The organism is Bacillus cereus group sp. BfR-BA-01380, from assembly GCF_022663535.1.
Lineage (GTDB): Bacteria > Bacillota > Bacilli > Bacillales > Bacillaceae_G > Bacillus_A > Bacillus_A cereus_BB.
The window spans coordinates 106,993-123,250 of record NZ_JAKUFS010000014.1 but is presented as its reverse complement, the minus strand read 5'-3'; the positions used below and the strand labels follow the sequence as shown (position 1 = coordinate 123,250).

Sequence of the window (16,258 nt, the reverse complement as noted above, 5' to 3'; positions counted from 1 at the left end):
TTTCTTAAGAAGTTAGGTGGGAGATAAACTGCCCGTAAAAGCCCGATTGGTGAGGGCTGATAATCAGTGGGGGATGAAGAAAACCCCCACTGATTAAAGTTTCACTTTATCAATCTCATTCTTACTATCCGTTAATATGACAAAAAAGCGATGATTCATTTCACATCAAGCAGGTGTTTTTGCTAAAAATGTGTATCATCGCTTTCTTATTGTATCTCGCTATTTTGGGGCAGTAAGACTCTCATCCCCACGATTCAGAGTAGAGTGAGGAAGATAGATGGGCGGCAACTGCTGGCATGCACCCGATTGGTGAGGGCTAACCAGCAGCGAGAGGATGCCTCCGCTGCTGGAAGTTTCCCTTCATCTATTGCCCATCAGATAAAATTGTTTTTGCAATTCCCTTATCTAACTCCTCAAAGTCATGATAAGAAATTGTTTCATATAATTCACTTCTTGTTTGCATATCAGAAAGCCCTTCTTTTTGCGATCCTTCTTCTTTTATAAGATGAAAAATACGTTCATAAGCTTTTGCTGCTACGCGAAGAGAAGTCACTGGATATATAACCATTTGATAACCGATATTAGCGAATTCTTCGGCAGTATAATACGGTGTTTTCCCAAATTCAGTCATATTAGCAAGTAAAGGTACCGTTACTTTTTTTGTAAATAAACGAAACTCTTCCTCTGACTGCAAAGCTTCTGGGAAAATAGCATCTGCCCCCGCTTCTATGTAAGCAATCGCTCGCTCAATCGATGCATCTAATCCCTCAACCGCACGAGCATCCGTACGAGCTACAACAACCATCGATGGTGCTACTTCTTTTATAACTTTAATTTTTTGTTGCATTTCTTCAATAGAAACAAGTTTTTTACCATTTAGATGTCCACATTTTTTAGGGAGTTGCTGATCTTCGATTTGAACAGCAGCTACATTTGCTTCCATCATCTCTACAGCAGTTCTTGCTACATTTAACACTCCACCAAAACCTGTATCAATATCAACAAGAAGAGGTAAATCCGTTGCTCTAACAAGATCTCTTGCTCTTTCAGCCACTTCAGTAGATGTTACAATACCTAAATCTGGTAAACCCTTACTTGCTGTATAAGCAGCCCCTGATAAATAAAGAGCTGAAAATCCAGTATTTTTTGCAACAAGAGCAGCCATCGCATCATGTGCACCAGGAATTTGCAAGATTTCAGGTGCTTCTACTAAAGTTCGGAATCGATTGGCAAGTTCTTCTTGTGTTGACTGTTTATTTACAACCCAAGCCATTCTTATTCCCCCTATACTTAAATTAAGAAAAGATCTACAAATTCATTTACATTCATATTTTCTAGTTTTTCTTCATTCAAACAAGCCTCATGAATTTTTTCTTGTTGTTTATTAGAATAATGAACAGCCATATTTGCAGAGAACTTTTGAACAACCTTTGGAATCGCTTCGTCTCGACGGAAACGGTGACCTAATGGATATTCACATTCTACATTTTCTGTTACTGTACCATCTTTAAAATGAATTTGAACAGCGTTGGCGATTGAGCGCTTGTTCGGATCAAGGTAATCTAAACTGTATTGTTTATTTTCAACAACAACCATCTTATTTCGTAATTCATCTACGCGAGGGTCAGAAGCTACTTCATCCTCATAATCATCTGCAACAATGTCACCTTTTAATAAACCGATTGCAGTAATGTATTGCAAGCAATGATCGCGGTCAGCTGGGTTATTTAATGGACCCTCTTTATCAATAATACGAACTGCTGATTCATGTGTCGTAATTGTAATACGGTCAATTTCATCTAATCGTTCTTTCACTTCTGGATGTAATTTCACTGCACATTCTGCAGCTGTTTGAGCATGGAATTCTGCTGGATATGATACTTTAAACAATACATTTTCCATTACATAAGAATCTAAAGGTCTCGCTAATTTTAGTTCTTGCTTGTTAAACAATACATCTTGGAATCCCCATCCTGGTGCAGATAATGCTGTTGGGTAACCCATTTCACCTTTTAATGCAGTAAGTGCAAGGTGAACACCACGGCTTGTTGCATCCCCAGCTGCCCATGACTTACGTGAACCTGTATTTGGAGCATGACGATATGTACGGAGACTAGAGTTATCAATCCATGCATGAGACAATGCATTAAAGATTTCTTCACGTGTGCCACCAAGCATTTTCGTAACAACTGCTGTTGTCGCTACTTTTACGTATAACACATGGTCAAGACCAACGCGGTTTAAACTATTTTCTAATGCCAGTACACCTTGGATTTCATGTGCTTTAATCATCATTTCAAGTACATCTCTTACCTTTAATGGTTCTTTTCCTTCTGAAATACGAACGCGGCTCACATAATCTGCAACAGCTAAAATGCCACCTAAATTATCAGACGGATGTCCCCATTCAGCCGCAAGCCACGTATCGTTATAATCTAACCAACGGATCATACATCCGATATTAAAGGCACCGCGTACTGGATCCAGCACAAATGATGTTCCCGGCACACGTGTACCATTTGGCACAACAGTTCCTGGTACGACAGGTCCTAGTAATTTCGTACACTCTGGATATTGCAATGCTAAAATCCCACATCCAAGCGTATCAAGTAACACATAGCGTGCTGTACTGAATGCTTCTGAGCTCGTAAGCTCTTTATTTAGTACATAATCCGTAATCTCTTCTAAAATTGCATCTTTTTGTTTAATTTCATTTGTTTTAATCACGCTATCCTTCCCTTTCTACCGAAAATTCATTATTATTAAGAATGGGTGTCGGTCAAACACCCACCTGGCGGGCGGCCTTAACAACTCCCCAGTTGTTTTTATTTGCTAAGCACATGTCGCTCGCCGATATAATTTACACGCGGGCGGAATATTCGATTATTTGTATGTTGCTCAATCACATGCGCACATAAGCCTACCGTTCTTGAACTGAAGAAGATTGGTGTATATAGTTGAATTGGAATACCTAACATCCAATAGACTGGAGCAGCATAATAATCTAGGTTTGGATAGATTCCTTTTTCCTTCTCCATAATCTTTTCTCCAGCTTCACACATTTCATATAATGTATAATCGCCTTTCACATCACATAACTGTTTTAATGCTTCTTTCATCAGAAGCGCTCTTGGATCTATCTTCTTCATGTAGACGCGATGTCCAAATCCCATGATTTTTTCTTTGTTATACAGTTTCTTTTGCAGTAATTCTTCAAATTTTCTGACAGTACCTGTTTCAAGCAACATGTACATCACTGCCTCATTTGCGCCTCCATGTAAATTACCTTTTAAAGAAGCAACAGCTCCGGTTAAGGCACCATACAAATCTGATTGTGTCGACGCAATTACTCTAGCCGTAAAAGTAGAGTTAGGCATCTCATGTTCACTATACAGAACGAGTGATCGATCAAATATTTTTCCTTCTAATTCAGAAGGCTTCTTACCCGTAAGCATACGGAAGAAGTTCGCACTATAAGATAATTCTTGAATCGGTTCAATTGGTTCTTCATTATTTAAAATTCGATAGCTATTCGCTACTATATTCGGCACCTTACTTAACAACTTATAAGCACGCTTTTTATTTACATCTAATGAGCGATCATCAATTTCATTGTCATAACCAGATAGCGCCGAAATTCCTGTACGCAATCCATCCATCGGATGTGTTTGTTTTGGCAATGCTTTTAAAACATCAATAACTCCACTTGGAACCTCATATTCAGACTTTAACGTTTCTTCCAATGCTGCTTTCTCATCTGAATTAGGAAGTCTCTCCTCTAATAAAAGATGAACAATATCTAAATAGCTTTTCGTTTTAGACAACTCAATCAGGTCATACCCTTGAATAACGATTTTTTTTGTATCAAGAAAAGAAATCTTCGTCTCTGCTGCAATTACCCCTTCAAGTCCTGGAAAAAATTTTTCTTCAGGTCCCATTTTGTCTTCCTCCAATCCAAATATATCTTCGTTTACACTTCTGTAAGCCTTTCCAAGATTGCACAAATATATTTTCCTCAACATTCTCTATTTAAACTGCTCGCAAAGAATATAAGGTTAGCAGCGTACAAGGTTTTTCTATGTTTAGATTGCTCATAATAGTACTTTTGAAAGGATTGAGAACATAAGTAAATGTTCCAAACAAAGAATCTCTCATAAGCTTCATAATTTGTTAATGATTTACGACAATAAAAAATAACTTCCAAAGATGCTGTTACTATACGAAGAGACACTTATCTTCGTAAATGAGTACCTCCTCTCCACGCAGACTTTGATATGTAAAACAAACAAGAGTCACATCACTCTTAAACACAGTTACGAGACAATATTTTGTCTAATCGCCCCCTGTATTAAGAAGATAGAACAAACACTTTATCTTCACCCGTTTTACACTAATTTTATTTTCTATTCAAATATATCAGACTCTTTAGAAGATTACAATTTATTTTATTTTCTTTATCTTTGGATATATAAACGATTTGTTTTTTCATTTCTAATAAAGTGAAACTTTAATCAGTGGAGGTTTTCTTCATCCCCCACTGATTATAAGCCCTCACCAATCGAGCTTTTACGGGCAGTTTATCTCCCGCCTAACTTCTTAAGAAAAGCGGAAACGGCTCGCTCAGAATCGCAGGACGCCCACGCACAAGGCGGATAGGCGCTTTTTGCCTCGTCCGAGGGGGGCGAAACGACCGGAGATTCTAGCCGCTAAAGCTGGACAACAAAGAAATGTGGAAGTGGCTCGTCCAGAATGTGAGGGGGATGGAGCTTCTGACGCAGAGGTGTTTTTTACCTCATAGGAAGAAGCGAAGCCACCGAACATTCTAGCCACTGGAACTGGACAATGCTTCCGCTGAATTTTGAGGCGGGAGTATTACTGCCCACGAATAGCGGGATAAAAAAAGAATAGCAATACGCTACCCTTTTCATACATTTTATATTCATATAGTTTATTTCAGCCATGATCCAACAATCGGATATTGAAAAGGTCGATCATTCAACGCACGAACAATACCAATGATTGGAGTAATCAAAGCCATCAGTCCAAAAATAATTAAAAATGGAATTCCAATTAATACCCAAGAGAAAAATGCCGAAATACCAATTAATAGGCCTATGACAAAGTGAAATATGACTGCTTGTAATGATAAATTTTTAATTTCTCGATCTGAACTCACAAGAAATATAATAAAAGGAACTAATACAGGTGCAAACCAAGTACTAGCATGAATGAATATTTTCAGTCCTTTATGCTCCATTTAAGAGTCACTCCTTTTTTCTATATTTTTTCTTTGTTATGTAATATTTTATATAATAACGAATGCTATGTGCATGAGACTCGAGGCTGATTTGTACTCATTCAAAAGTTCCAAATTAGTATCTTTCCCCCTTACATTACTACTTCAATACAAACTGCTGCACAACATAGGGAATAGACTCATATCCTATTTCAGTTGCCTAAACTCACTTCGAATCAGAAAGGTAGGAAAATGAAATGACTTCTCCTATAGATTATACCTCTCCGTCTATCCAATTCACTCAAGATGTAAGTAAAACTAACTTTTTTACAAAGGATGCGCAAAATTTTATAAATGTGTTGGGGATATTAATATAAGAACCGACTCAAATAATACCCTTGATAACTCTTGTGTTTCTTTTTATACAGCTTAGAACGTTATAAGTCTAACTCCTTTTTTAACAAGGTAAGGTTATAATTATGAAATTTTTTCATTGTTTTTGGATAACTATATTTTTTTATGAGATCGTATGTTTCTTCTTGTTTGTCTTCTAAAAGTAACTGTTTCGTTTGTAAAATATAATGAACCGATTCGGATATTCTCTTTTTCATCTCTGTTTTATCTTTTGTAAACCTTCCATGTCCTGGTATTAGAAGGCTAATATCATATGTCTCTATTATAAATTCGAATTTTTTTAAAGTTGATACATAGTCATCACTGTTATGATAAATATAAGGAAACTCTAGATCTGATAAGTAGTCACCAGCTATTACGATACCGAGTGGATCGAGAACGGTAATAATGCCATCTTCAGTATGACCTGGAGCTTGATAAAAATGAATTTTTATATCGCCTATTTCTAATTTCTCATATTCTTTGCTAATAGAAATATCTACATTTGGAAACTTTATTTCATACTCTCTTGTTACGTAATAAGAATCATCAAAATCTTGAATACTATTGATAATTGATTGCTTATCCGGGCAATCTTTTAATTTTTTGCTTGCAATTACTTTAGCATGCAAAAATGCACCATAACCTAAAATATGATCGAAATCAGAATGTGTAAAAAGTAAGTAAACGTCTTTACCCTTTTTATTTTCATAAACATAGTTCTGAATTTCATTCACTTCATTCGGTAGCCAAGTCGGATCTATTACTACTACCAATTCATCAGTTTCTACAACAACTGAGTTTGTTTGAAAAATAGCACTTTGAAAGATAGTTATGTAATTATCTTTATACTGAATCATTACCATATGCCTCCATTCTAGTTTTTCCCCATTGCTTTGAAGAAATTTAGGTACATAATCTCTATAATTAAAAGGAAATTTTTACAAAAAACTTTACAAAAAGAATATCATTCTTTTTGTTTGTAGGCTATGAGATTTTCACAATATTCACCATCTTTATGTAGCGCTATCCTAAAATAGAAAAGCTGACTCATAGAAGTCAGCTTTTCTCATCATATTTGTGAAATCCACATTCCATACTCTGGATAAACTGCTTTTAACTTCACAACAGTCTCATCACACCATGTTTTGAATTGAAATCTCCAACTATATATAATGCGGTGATTTCCGACTTCTAGACATTCTATCCAAATACCATAACTAGATCATACTTTTTTATTTTTTCAATACATATGCAGTCCATTCAATAGAATCGAAATCCGCTATATAACTGCAATAGGACTCTATGCCTATAAACCATTCTAACGATTAAAAATTGTTCACATTTTATTCAAACATTTGAACAATGAATATTTATTCTTTTTTTGCATAAATAGTTCTCCTTTTCGCATAGGAAAAACTTTCGATTTTTGACAATTTTCTGAACGGTGGTTTATTATACAAAAAAATGAGAAAAATGGCGATTTTTCTCATTTTTTGTCTTTTCATATATATTTACAGTCCATATACACTCCATATAGACTGTTAGTTGTAAGAACATTATTACCAAAAATTAGAAAAGGAGAAAAAGAAAATGAAAATGAAAAATTTCACAAAGGTTACCTTAGCAACATTTATCGGATTTTGTGGTATTGGTGCTTTTTCACAAACGGAGAATGTAAAAGCAGCAGGATTAGATATCACTTCTCAAGATTCTTTGAATGCAAATACGTCCACTGTCACAAACAAACAATCCATTATAGCTGAACCAAAAACAATTAAGCACCATCATGTAAAGTATGAAAAAAGAAAGTATCAATCTGCTGAGAATATCCCTAAAGAAATCTATTACTCTTCAGAAGGCTTTAAAGGATTTATTTCCGCAGTGACCGTTATAGATACTGGAGACTATTTCCTAGTTTGTTATTCCGGCACTGTCATTCGCTGTTAAATAGAAAGTAACATATAATATGAACAATAAAGAATCTGTTTACAATAATAAAAAAAAAGCCAAAAAATCAATTGATTTGATTTCATGGCTTATTAAATAATAAGATAACATTAAAAATAACACTTTAACATTACCTTCCCCATAATCAATTATATAATAGAAAGAATTTTCTTTCAATTAAAAGACACTCCTGTAGTGTCTTTTTTTATCCCGCATTAACGGGCAGTAATACTCCCACCTCAAAATTCAGCGAAAGCAAAGAAGTTAGGTGGGAGATAAACTGCCCGTAAAAGCCCGATTGGTTCAACTAATAATCAGTGGGGGATGAAGAAAGCCCCCACTGATTAAAGTTTCACTTTATCAAAAAAGACTCCGTTATATAGCAAACTCCTCTTTTACAATATGTATATTATCTCTAATCGAAAGTTCTCACAACTTTGTTTCATACATTACATAAAAGTTAAGAAGATTCTAAGCATAAAAACGCTATCCCCACATTATTTTTTTTGCAAGGAATGTTTGTATAGGTATAAAGTAATATTGATTTGATTTTGAAAAATCCCTGAAAATGCCCCAAAAATTACCCCTTTTTTTGTCAAAAAATAGTTTTTCCTCTATACCAATAGTGAAAAGTATCTATACTAAATCTTCCGGATAATGTTTCTCAATTTACTATATATTCCATTCGTGTTAAATTTGAATTGAAAAAGGTTTCTTTTTCATTACTTCCCTTTTCAAACCTCGAAAGCAATAAGATGGATGACGACACTCCTAGGAGTGTCTTTTTTTTCCACATCATCACATTGATTCTAATAAGAAATCTTTACAATATTTTTGTGATTAATTAAGAAATATATATTCCAACCTATAAAAATTATTTTACAATGATGAAAAACTTTCCTATCATTTCTTTCTGTGCATATTGAAAAGTTTCTAAAATCAGTTCTGCATATGAACCAAGAAATTGTTTACTCTCTTCAAAACATTCCCATTCAATCGTTAAAGGAAGAGCTATCCATCCAGTTAAACAATCCCATAAAGCATCAGCATTTTCTCCATAATACTCTGGGAAATCTAACTTTTCCTTTAATATTTTATGCAAAACTTCCTTGCTTATAAATTCATGTCCTTTTAAAACTATTTTTTCCATATTAATTTTCCCCTTGTTTTAGTAAAAGCTTTATATAATCTGTAGTTTAATAAATTATCCCATCATGTCACTTTATACCATGTCCCATCGTATTTACAAGGTGATAATTCTCCTATTTGTTTAGTTGTTCTAATAACAGGTGTAATACCCAATAAATCATTATTGTTGTTATAACTATCCTTACTTTGTTGATGTAAAAATTGTAGTTGTAATTCTGCTAAATGTTTATTAATATTACTCTACATGTCATTTTTTGTAATCCCCATACTCCCCTCTCCCAGACGGCTTCGAGGAACATGCCGAGTTCTTTTGTGACTTCCTTGCAATTTCAAAAGTTTGACACATCTATGGAAAAAGCTTATAAAGAAAAGTGAAGTTCCTATTATTCGCTTTCATGATCTTTGACATACCTTTTCTACTTTATTGCTAGGACAAGGTATTCATCCGAAGATTATAAACGAACGACTCGTACATAAAAGAAGAAGTATCACATTGGATACTTACTCTCACGTTGTACCAGATCTTCAAGAAAAAGCTGCAGAAGATTTTGCAAACAATCTATTTCATAAACAATAATGTTTGCAAATGTGGATTTTGCATAAAAATACTCGCAAATCCACATGACATTGAAAGGAGTTAAAAACATGAAAGAAATCAAATCAGAAAAAGAATTCCGCGATCTTATCGCAAAAGAAAATCCAGTAGTAGTTAAGTTCTTCACAACATGGTGCCCAGATTGCGTGCGTATGGACAATTTTATCAATGATATAATGGAAGAGTTCAATAAATTTGAGTGGTATTCCATTAATAAAGATGAGTTCCCAAGCATTGCTGAAGAATATCAAGTAATGGGAATTCCAAGTTTATTAGTGTATCAAAACGGTGAAAAGCTTGGTCATCTACATAGTGCAAATGCAAAGACAGAAGAGCAAGTTACTGAGTTTTTAGAAGTATATTAATAAAATATAAAAACTTACAAAAAAGCGCTTAGAAGCATATCTAAGTGCTTTTTTGTCTTTTTTGCCCTTACGAAACAATGTTCCCCCTTTCTTAAAATGCTAAAAGTACACAACAATGTTTGTATAGACCCACACGACCTTCGTTTGATACGCTTATACATAGAGAATCTTTGAGAGAAAGGTGCGTGAATAGTATGGAATCACTTTCTAACAAAGCTGCTGATAAAGGGGCAATGCTAAGCATTGTTGCTTATATATTTTTATCAACTGTTAAAATTGTAATAAGCTACATAGCTGTTTCTAGCTCATTGCGTGCAGATGGTCTTAACAATTTAACTGATATTGGCGCATCACTAGCTGTATTAATTGGGTTGAAAATTTCCCGAAAACCTCGCGATCCGGATCACCCATATGGTCACTTACGCGCGGAACAAATCGCTTCACTCGTCGCATCCTTTATTATGATGACGGTCGGATTCGAAGTTATCGTGAATGCTGTTCAATCCTTTTTCAAGGAGGAACAAACAACCCCTAATTTAGCAGCAGCTTGGGTTGCTTTGTTTTGCGCTGCTATTATGTATAGCGTATACATATATAATCGTAAAATTGCAAAGGAAACAAAAAGTAAAGCACTAGAAGCGGCCGCAAAAGATAATTTATCTGATGTTCTTGTAAGTATTGGGACAGTTATTGGTATTTTCGGTTCACAGTTTCAAATGCCTCTTCTTGATCCAATTGCAGCACTTATCGTCGGCATCATTATTTGTAAAACAGCTTTGGATATTTTCAAAGAAGCGTCACATCTGTTAACAGATGGCATTGATCCAGACAAAATGAAGCAATATGCCGAAACAGTTAAAACGATTCCAGGCGTTGAACACATTGTGGACATACGAGCACGCATGTATGGAAATCAAACGTATGTTGATATTACTATCGAAGTAGACGCACACATGGACGTAAGTGAAAGCCATCGTATTACTGATGAAATTGAAGAAAAGTTGCAACATAAATACAATATTTGGTACACACATATTCATGTGGAACCAATGCAAAAAGAACATATATTTAGTTATCAAGACCTAAATTCAAAAAAACTTAAAAAATAAAAGGTCCTAACATATTATATATGACTAATACGTTAGGACCTTTTATTTTTGGTAATGATTTTTGAAACTGAATTTGAATCGTATTTTTTGTTGAAGAACTATATCGACAAAAGATCAATCTCCACCTCTTGAATTCCCTGATCATTGCTGATCCTAAGCCAAACAACTATACCGCCTCTAGCAAAATAATTAACATATCATATTCAAGAAAGATTAGTTAGCTAATAGCATATGTTTTTATTGAAAGGGTGTGATTGAATTATGGATCGGCAGAAATGGGGCGTTGGAGGATTAGTATTCGTTGGCTGCATGTTTCTTGGTGGAGGAGTAGGATCTTTATTAGGAAGTTCCCAAATTGGATGGCTGATAGGAATGGGTGTTGGATTTCTTGGGATGGCTTTAACGAGACTGATTAGAAAATAACAGAACAAATGTTCTTTTTCCGGTAAATAAGGCAATATGCATGTAAATAATTACTTACATACTAGCCCTGTAACATGTAGCAATCGTACTCATACAAAGCCACTCTCTAACAGAAAGTGGCTCTTTTTTTCAAATTCACACCATGAACTTCTCTCATCATGTCGTTCCTTGTCCGTTTACCTTTTCATTTTTCCAGTATTGTTGACTAAAGATCTCGGCTAGTACTTCAACAGAGTTGTTTATTTCTTCCATATTGTTATCTACTCCACCGATTTCAATTAGTAATGAATTAGAGGATAAAGTGAAACTTTAATCAGTGGGGGTTTTCTTCATACCCCACTGATTATCAGCCCTCACCAATCGGGCTTTTACGGGCAGTTTATCTCCCGCCTAACTTCTTCAGAAAAGCGGCAGCGGCTCGCTCAGAATCGCAGGACGCCCACGCACAGGGCGGAGAGGCGCTTTTTGCCTCGTCCGAGGGGGCGAAACGACCGGAGATTCTAGCCGCTAGAGCTAGGCAACAAAGAAATGTGGAAGTGGCTCGTCCAGAATATGAGGGGGATGGAGCTTCTGACGTAGAGGTGTTTTTTTACCTCGCAGGAAGAAGCGAAGCCACCGAACATTCTAGCCACTGGAACTGGACAATGCTTCCGCTGAATTTTGAGGCGGGAGTATTACTGCCCACAAATAGCGGGATAAATTTGAGTCCTCAAGTTTTGTCGTCAGACAATAGGTGACTAACGGGTGCTTTGAACAAGAAAATAAAGGTGAGTACATATTATACATGACTAATATGCGCTCACCTTTATTTTTTAAGGATTTTTAGCTTTTAGGTCTTGATAAATTATTAGTTCATACAATTACTTGTCACTTTGATACAGAAGATTTATTGTCAGCTACATGTGGGAAAAATGTTTGATGAAACATGATACATAAAATAAGCCAACTCCCCCCAGCAGCCCAGCCCGCTAAAATATCAGACGGATAATGTACCCCTAAATATATACGACTAATAGAAATGGAAAAGATAAGAAAACAGGCAATAACAATAAGCAATAATTTTTGATGCAATTGTAGGCGATGTTCGGTAATTGTAATGTATGCAATAAACCCTAGAAATGCAACAGCATTCATCGCATGTCCGCTCGGAAAGCTGTAACCTGTCGCCGTAACAAGTTGTGATATATCAGGGCGTGGTCGTTCATACCATATCTTTAACATATAGTTCAAATGGCGCGAACCATAAAAATTTATCATTAACAAAATTGCTGTCATGTATCGTCTTCGAATCAAAAAATACATAAACAGGATAAACAATACAGGAAAATATACCTTTTTTGATCCAATATAAGACATCCATACAAAAAAAGCGGTAAAATATTCATTACGAAAGCTTTGTATATAATTACTTACTACATGATCAAATTGATCAATGAAAGATGTTTCATAAGAAAAAGATAGTCCGACAAAACCAACGAGTAAAACAAAAAGTAACATATATAAATGTCGATATCTCTTCATCTGCATAACCTCACTATACAAAAATGGAGCGGGTGTTTTATTTTCCCTCTCCATTTCTTTTTTATGCATGAATCATCACGAAATATAACTGCTAATTTTTTGCTGCATTGTTGGAATATCTTCACGCTTCACTGTGAAACGTAAAACCTTTTCATCCATATCTAAAGCTTCCGATAATAGTCCAGCAATTCCTCTTGCTTTTCGATCTACTTCCATCACAATTTCTAAACTATCGTATGAACGCGGGATGATTAGAAGTTCTAATTCATCGAGCTTTCCATAATATTGTCCGGATACAGGAACAAATTCAAACTCTTGTGCGAATGGTACATGATCGCGCAAACGGTATGGAAGTTCTTCACATTCAGCTTGATGGAGACGAAACCCAAGATTTTGGACTGCATCTAATACACTTTTTAATAACAGATTGGGAAGTATTTGAATGTAATCACAGTCGCTTGGGTCAATACTGAGTTTAATATCGAGACCAGTCTGTACCCAAACGGTTTTCATTCCAAATGTTACCGGCGCTTCAATCGGCATCGGGAAAGAAAATGGAATTTCTCGTTTTTCATTTATTCCGATAGTAATAGGAGTTGTTAAACGAACTTTCTTTAAATCATATGTTGAACTCATTTTCTTATCATCTACTTCGCGAATATACGTCGTAGATAACGTTAAATAAATACTATCAATTTCTTGTGCTACTGATCCGCCAGTAATATGTACAACCCCTGTAATTTCTTCTCCGATAAGCCATTCTTCCTGTGTTAACACAGTATCAACTTTTGCACTGCCAATACCAATGCTTGCTAAAAACTTTTGGAACATGTATCTCCCAACCTTTCTAATATACAGCGTACATCTTCTATTAATTCTTGAACATTTTCGTAATACGGCTCTTTCATTTGTAACATCCGCATAATTACATCACTGCTATTTACTGATAATGTCAATTCTTCATACCAAGGTCTTTCTTCTTTTGAAGATTCATAACTAGAATACAGCAAAAATAAAACAAAATGTCCTAGAGCATAAAAATCACTACGATAATGAATTTCACGCATATATGCTTGTTCCCCTTTATAAGACCCGGCACGTTCATCATTTTCACCAATAAAGCGAGCTAATCCAAAATCAATAATAGATATGTCATCACCATTCATTAAAATATTAGGAATTCGCAAATCGCGATGCACAATACCTTGACTATGAAAATAGGAAACAACATGAAGCACTTTATATAAAATTAGAAAAACTTCTTTCTCTGTATACATTTCTCCATATTCAAAAATAAAATCTTCAAATGTCTTCCCACGCATTTCCTCCATTACAAAAAAAGGTTCTTTTCTCCATGTGAAACTATGAAAAAAACTAGGAATTGCACGGTGCTTTAACTGCTGTAAAATCGCTTGCTCATATGTAAACGATTTCCTACCTGATGCATAACGCTGTTTACTTTTTCGAAGTTGTTTTAATACTTTTTCCTCACGAGACGACATGTCAGTAACAAGATATGTAAAACCATAACTTCCCATACCGAGAATACGCTGAATTTGATACCGCTGTGCAACGACTGTATCGATGGACAGCGGCCGATCAAACCATGCCAATACTTTTTGAAAATCCATCAACTACTAGAGAAAAAACTACGACTTTTATGTTTTCTTTTATAATGCTGATGCCCATACCCATGAGATGGATGATGCTTATTATAATCGCTGCTAGAATACGAACGACGTCGATGTCGATAATCACTACTGGAGTAAGAGCGGTATTTATGTTTATTCCCCAGCAAAGAATCAATAATTTTTTTGAACATCACTTCACCTCTTCAGAAAATTTTCACTTTTATTATACCAAATACAACACAATATAGTGATAGCGATTTTATAATTTATAAAATGCAAAAACGACGAGTCTGTCCCGTCGTTACTTCCCTTCATCACCTTCATCAAATATTTCATCAATCATACATTTCTCTAATAAATAATCGAATGCAATGTCTGCAAGATCTTCAATTTCCTCGCGTTTTGGTACATAGCCTCTTACAATTAATTGCTCATAAAAAAATTCCGCAATTTCTTCCGTATCAATCACGACTTCTATTTCCTTCATGAGCATCACCCCTTTAATTCTGTTTTATGAAGAAAAATAGAAATTATGTATAACAATAGAAAAACATTTTTCTTTTCTTGCTAGATATATAGGTTATATGAAAAGACACTTTTGCATAAGATGTAGTACAAGCTATATAAAGGAGGAAAACACAATGAAATATAAACAAGAAATGATACATACAGAGGAAGATTTTGTACATGATGATAAATGGGTGGACAAGCTTATTTCTATATTTATTATCTTTTTAACAATCGTAGGCATACCATATACAACTTATATTTTCTTTCAATTCCTTTTCTCTTTCTAAGTTATTTTTTTTCGGATAATTTAATTAAATAATTACGTACAACTTCCATCACAATTTTATATTCTTCATCTTGAAATGTGTCATATAATGTTCTGTAATCATTAAAAATATCTAGTAAACCATCAATAATCTCTTTTCGATTCGTTTTTATACTTACTTTTTTCGAATTATTAATAGACTTTAATTTACCTAAATCAAGCTTATTCATACCTGCCTTATCTTGTTTCATCTTCTTTAAAATGACATTTGCTGTTTGTGCATTCGCGATAAGTGCCAAATCAGATTCATCCGCTTCTAGCCACTCTCCATCTGTAATACGAGATAATTCATAAATCGTATCTTCCCATGCATCATTTTTATAACGCCATACTTCCGTCCGGTAGCCAACAACACGAAATACATCTTTTTCATAGCCTGTTACTTGAACGAGGTCACCAAATGTAAATTTATAATGTAGTTCAATCCACTCTAATTCACCATCTTTCATTGCTTGTTCCGTCACAAGCTGTAATGTATGTTCTACATAAAATCCATCGTGATTGTTCACTTCATATACATAAACGCCGTCAAGCATTTTTATATTTGTGACTTTACCGACCGTACCATATAACGTAATCACGACTATATCTCCTATATTGTATTTGGGTTGCTTTTTTCTCGTCATGTCTCTCTCTCCTTTTGAAGTCGTGATTTTAAGTATGTGACGATAACAGTATATGCGACCCACTTCGAAAACGCTTATCACATGAGGTTGTATAATTGAATATTTTTTCATAAAAAATACACTCCACTATCGGAGTGTACATAACACAAATTGAAAATGATTAATTAAAACGGTCTAAAAATAGACGTTTTACTCTACCGCTCTTGCATATATAATTCCCATGCGCGATCAAAAATGCTCATACTTTCTAATGAACCGCTTAATTCTAAGTATGAACTAATTTCATCATAATCCTCCGATTGCTTCGGAAAACTATGATCTTCATACATTGTTTCCGCCAAGTCGGATAGTTCATCTTTTAATAAAGAAGCACGGTGCTTCATCATATAATGATAAAATGACTTTTTCAACAATATTCCCTACCT

The 16,258-nt window shown here is 34.9% G+C and carries 19 protein-coding genes and 2 pseudogenes; 7 read left to right on the top strand and 14 right to left on the bottom strand.

Annotated features, from left to right (window positions below):
* Positions 1-364: 364 nt before the first annotated feature.
* From prpB to MR076_RS14700, 4 genes are all read right to left on the bottom strand, one after another.
* Positions 365-1,273, bottom strand: a complete 909-nt coding sequence (prpB, locus tag MR076_RS14715; protein ID WP_242221777.1) for a methylisocitrate lyase — start codon at positions 1,271-1,273, stop codon at positions 365-367.
* 17 nt (positions 1,274-1,290) lie between these two features.
* On the bottom strand, positions 1,291-2,727 hold the full coding sequence (prpD, locus tag MR076_RS14710) for a 2-methylcitrate dehydratase (protein ID WP_313897339.1): 1,437 nt from the start codon (positions 2,725-2,727) through the stop codon (positions 1,291-1,293).
* 98 nt (positions 2,728-2,825) lie between these two features.
* Positions 2,826-3,938, bottom strand: a complete 1,113-nt coding sequence (mmgD, locus tag MR076_RS14705) for a citrate synthase (protein ID WP_242221775.1) — start codon at positions 3,936-3,938, stop codon at positions 2,826-2,828.
* A 1,010-nt stretch (positions 3,939-4,948) separates the two neighbouring features.
* On the bottom strand, positions 4,949-5,257 hold the full coding sequence (locus MR076_RS14700; RefSeq protein WP_242221772.1) for a DUF4870 domain-containing protein: 309 nt from the start codon (positions 5,255-5,257) through the stop codon (positions 4,949-4,951).
* Between the two features lie 236 nt (positions 5,258-5,493).
* Between MR076_RS14700 and MR076_RS14695 the strand changes: the two are divergent.
* Positions 5,494-5,604, top strand: a pseudogene (locus tag MR076_RS14695) (cupin domain-containing protein); the annotation flags it as partial.
* Between the two features lie 69 nt (positions 5,605-5,673).
* Here MR076_RS14695 and MR076_RS14690 read toward each other — a convergent pair.
* Positions 5,674-6,489 (bottom strand): MBL fold metallo-hydrolase, encoded by an 816-nt coding sequence (locus MR076_RS14690; RefSeq protein WP_242221770.1) that lies wholly within the window; start codon positions 6,487-6,489, stop codon positions 5,674-5,676.
* Positions 6,490-7,222: 733 nt separating this feature from the next.
* Between MR076_RS14690 and MR076_RS14685 the strand changes: the two genes are divergently transcribed.
* Positions 7,223-7,579, top strand: coding sequence for a hypothetical protein (locus MR076_RS14685; protein WP_242221768.1), 357 nt, complete (start codon positions 7,223-7,225; stop codon positions 7,577-7,579).
* A gap of 874 nt (positions 7,580-8,453) precedes the next feature.
* Here MR076_RS14685 and MR076_RS14680 read toward each other — a convergent pair.
* Positions 8,454-8,729, bottom strand: a complete 276-nt coding sequence (locus MR076_RS14680; RefSeq protein ID WP_242221766.1) for a barstar family protein — start codon at positions 8,727-8,729, stop codon at positions 8,454-8,456.
* Between the two features lie 318 nt (positions 8,730-9,047).
* On the opposite strand from MR076_RS14680, the pseudogene MR076_RS26590 reads away from it, so the two are divergent.
* The 4 genes and pseudogenes from MR076_RS26590 to MR076_RS14665 all read left to right on the top strand — a co-directional run.
* Positions 9,048-9,305: pseudogene (locus MR076_RS26590) on the top strand (tyrosine-type recombinase/integrase); the annotation flags it as partial.
* Positions 9,306-9,373: 68 nt separating this feature from the next.
* A complete protein-coding gene (locus tag MR076_RS14675) occupies positions 9,374-9,688 on the top strand; it encodes a thioredoxin family protein (RefSeq protein ID WP_242221764.1) in 315 nt (104 codons plus the stop codon).
* A gap of 194 nt (positions 9,689-9,882) precedes the next feature.
* Entirely contained in the window at positions 9,883-10,797 is a 915-nt protein-coding gene (locus MR076_RS14670; protein ID WP_242221817.1) for a cation diffusion facilitator family transporter, read from the top strand.
* A gap of 261 nt (positions 10,798-11,058) precedes the next feature.
* The gene (locus tag MR076_RS14665) at positions 11,059-11,220 is read left to right on the top strand and encodes a hypothetical protein (protein WP_176524540.1); all 162 of its coding nucleotides are present in this window, start codon (positions 11,059-11,061) and stop codon (positions 11,218-11,220) included.
* A 156-nt stretch (positions 11,221-11,376) separates the two neighbouring features.
* Here MR076_RS14665 and MR076_RS26810 read toward each other — a convergent pair whose 3' ends face one another.
* The 6 genes from MR076_RS26810 to MR076_RS14635 all read right to left on the bottom strand — a co-directional run bounded on the left by MR076_RS26810 (position 11,377) and on the right by MR076_RS14635 (position 14,859).
* On the bottom strand, positions 11,377-11,493 hold the full coding sequence (locus MR076_RS26810; RefSeq protein ID WP_242221815.1) for a hypothetical protein: 117 nt from the start codon (positions 11,491-11,493) through the stop codon (positions 11,377-11,379).
* A 594-nt stretch (positions 11,494-12,087) separates the two neighbouring features.
* Positions 12,088-12,741, bottom strand: a complete 654-nt coding sequence (locus MR076_RS14655) for a phosphatase PAP2 family protein (protein ID WP_242221759.1) — start codon at positions 12,739-12,741, stop codon at positions 12,088-12,090.
* Positions 12,742-12,816: 75 nt separating this feature from the next.
* Positions 12,817-13,572 (bottom strand): sporulation protein, encoded by a 756-nt coding sequence (locus MR076_RS14650; RefSeq protein ID WP_242221755.1) that lies wholly within the window; start codon positions 13,570-13,572, stop codon positions 12,817-12,819.
* Positions 13,554-14,372, bottom strand: a complete 819-nt coding sequence (locus MR076_RS14645) for a serine/threonine protein kinase (protein WP_242221753.1) — start codon at positions 14,370-14,372, stop codon at positions 13,554-13,556. Before MR076_RS14645 ends, MR076_RS14650 begins: the two co-directional genes overlap by 19 nt.
* Positions 14,372-14,563 (bottom strand): hypothetical protein, encoded by a 192-nt coding sequence (locus tag MR076_RS14640; protein ID WP_242221751.1) that lies wholly within the window; start codon positions 14,561-14,563, stop codon positions 14,372-14,374. Before MR076_RS14640 ends, MR076_RS14645 begins: the two co-directional genes overlap by 1 nt.
* A 110-nt stretch (positions 14,564-14,673) precedes the next feature.
* Complete coding sequence (locus tag MR076_RS14635) at positions 14,674-14,859, bottom strand: YozD family protein (protein ID WP_242221749.1); 186 nt, start codon at positions 14,857-14,859, stop codon at positions 14,674-14,676.
* 154 nt (positions 14,860-15,013) lie between these two features.
* On the opposite strand from MR076_RS14635, the gene MR076_RS14630 reads away from it, so the two are divergent.
* On the top strand, positions 15,014-15,169 hold the full coding sequence (locus tag MR076_RS14630; protein ID WP_242221747.1) for a DUF3930 family protein: 156 nt from the start codon (positions 15,014-15,016) through the stop codon (positions 15,167-15,169).
* 1 nt (position 15,170) lies between these two features.
* On the opposite strand, the gene MR076_RS14625 is transcribed toward MR076_RS14630, so the two are convergent.
* Positions 15,171-15,833, bottom strand: a complete 663-nt coding sequence (locus MR076_RS14625; RefSeq protein ID WP_242221744.1) for a hypothetical protein — start codon at positions 15,831-15,833, stop codon at positions 15,171-15,173.
* 194 nt (positions 15,834-16,027) lie between these two features.
* Positions 16,028-16,243, bottom strand: a complete 216-nt coding sequence (locus MR076_RS14620; RefSeq protein ID WP_035430313.1) for a YozE family protein — start codon at positions 16,241-16,243, stop codon at positions 16,028-16,030.
* Between the last annotated feature and the right edge of the window lie 15 nt (positions 16,244-16,258).

Bases quoted from the DNA above. Each gene is read 5' to 3' on its own strand.
- MR076_RS14665 (WP_176524540.1), top strand. From the start codon at position 11,059: ATGGATCGGCAGAAATGGGGCGTTGGAGGATTAGTATTCGTTGGCTGC.
- mmgD (WP_242221775.1), bottom strand. From the start codon at position 3,938: ATGGGACCTGAAGAAAAATTTTTTCCAGGACTTGAAGGGGTAATTGCA.
- MR076_RS14690 (WP_242221770.1), bottom strand. From the start codon at position 6,489: ATGATTCAGTATAAAGATAATTACATAACTATCTTTCAAAGTGCTATT.
- MR076_RS14685 (WP_242221768.1), top strand. From the start codon at position 7,223: ATGAAAATGAAAAATTTCACAAAGGTTACCTTAGCAACATTTATCGGA.
- MR076_RS14655 (WP_242221759.1), bottom strand. From the start codon at position 12,741: ATGAAGAGATATCGACATTTATATATGTTACTTTTTGTTTTACTCGTT.
- MR076_RS14635 (WP_242221749.1), bottom strand. From the start codon at position 14,859: ATGAAGGAAATAGAAGTCGTGATTGATACGGAAGAAATTGCGGAATTT.
- MR076_RS14650 (WP_242221755.1), bottom strand. From the start codon at position 13,572: ATGTTCCAAAAGTTTTTAGCAAGCATTGGTATTGGCAGTGCAAAAGTT.
- MR076_RS14680 (WP_242221766.1), bottom strand. From the start codon at position 8,729: ATGGAAAAAATAGTTTTAAAAGGACATGAATTTATAAGCAAGGAAGTT.
- MR076_RS14625 (WP_242221744.1), bottom strand. From the start codon at position 15,833: ATGACGAGAAAAAAGCAACCCAAATACAATATAGGAGATATAGTCGTG.
- MR076_RS14630 (WP_242221747.1), top strand. From the start codon at position 15,014: ATGAAATATAAACAAGAAATGATACATACAGAGGAAGATTTTGTACAT.
- MR076_RS14645 (WP_242221753.1), bottom strand. From the start codon at position 14,372: ATGGATTTTCAAAAAGTATTGGCATGGTTTGATCGGCCGCTGTCCATC.
- MR076_RS14675 (WP_242221764.1), top strand. From the start codon at position 9,374: ATGAAAGAAATCAAATCAGAAAAAGAATTCCGCGATCTTATCGCAAAA.
- MR076_RS14640 (WP_242221751.1), bottom strand. From the start codon at position 14,563: ATGTTCAAAAAAATTATTGATTCTTTGCTGGGGAATAAACATAAATAC.
- MR076_RS14670 (WP_242221817.1), top strand. From the start codon at position 9,883: ATGGAATCACTTTCTAACAAAGCTGCTGATAAAGGGGCAATGCTAAGC.
- prpB (WP_242221777.1), bottom strand. From the start codon at position 1,273: ATGGCTTGGGTTGTAAATAAACAGTCAACACAAGAAGAACTTGCCAAT.
- MR076_RS14700 (WP_242221772.1), bottom strand. From the start codon at position 5,257: ATGGAGCATAAAGGACTGAAAATATTCATTCATGCTAGTACTTGGTTT.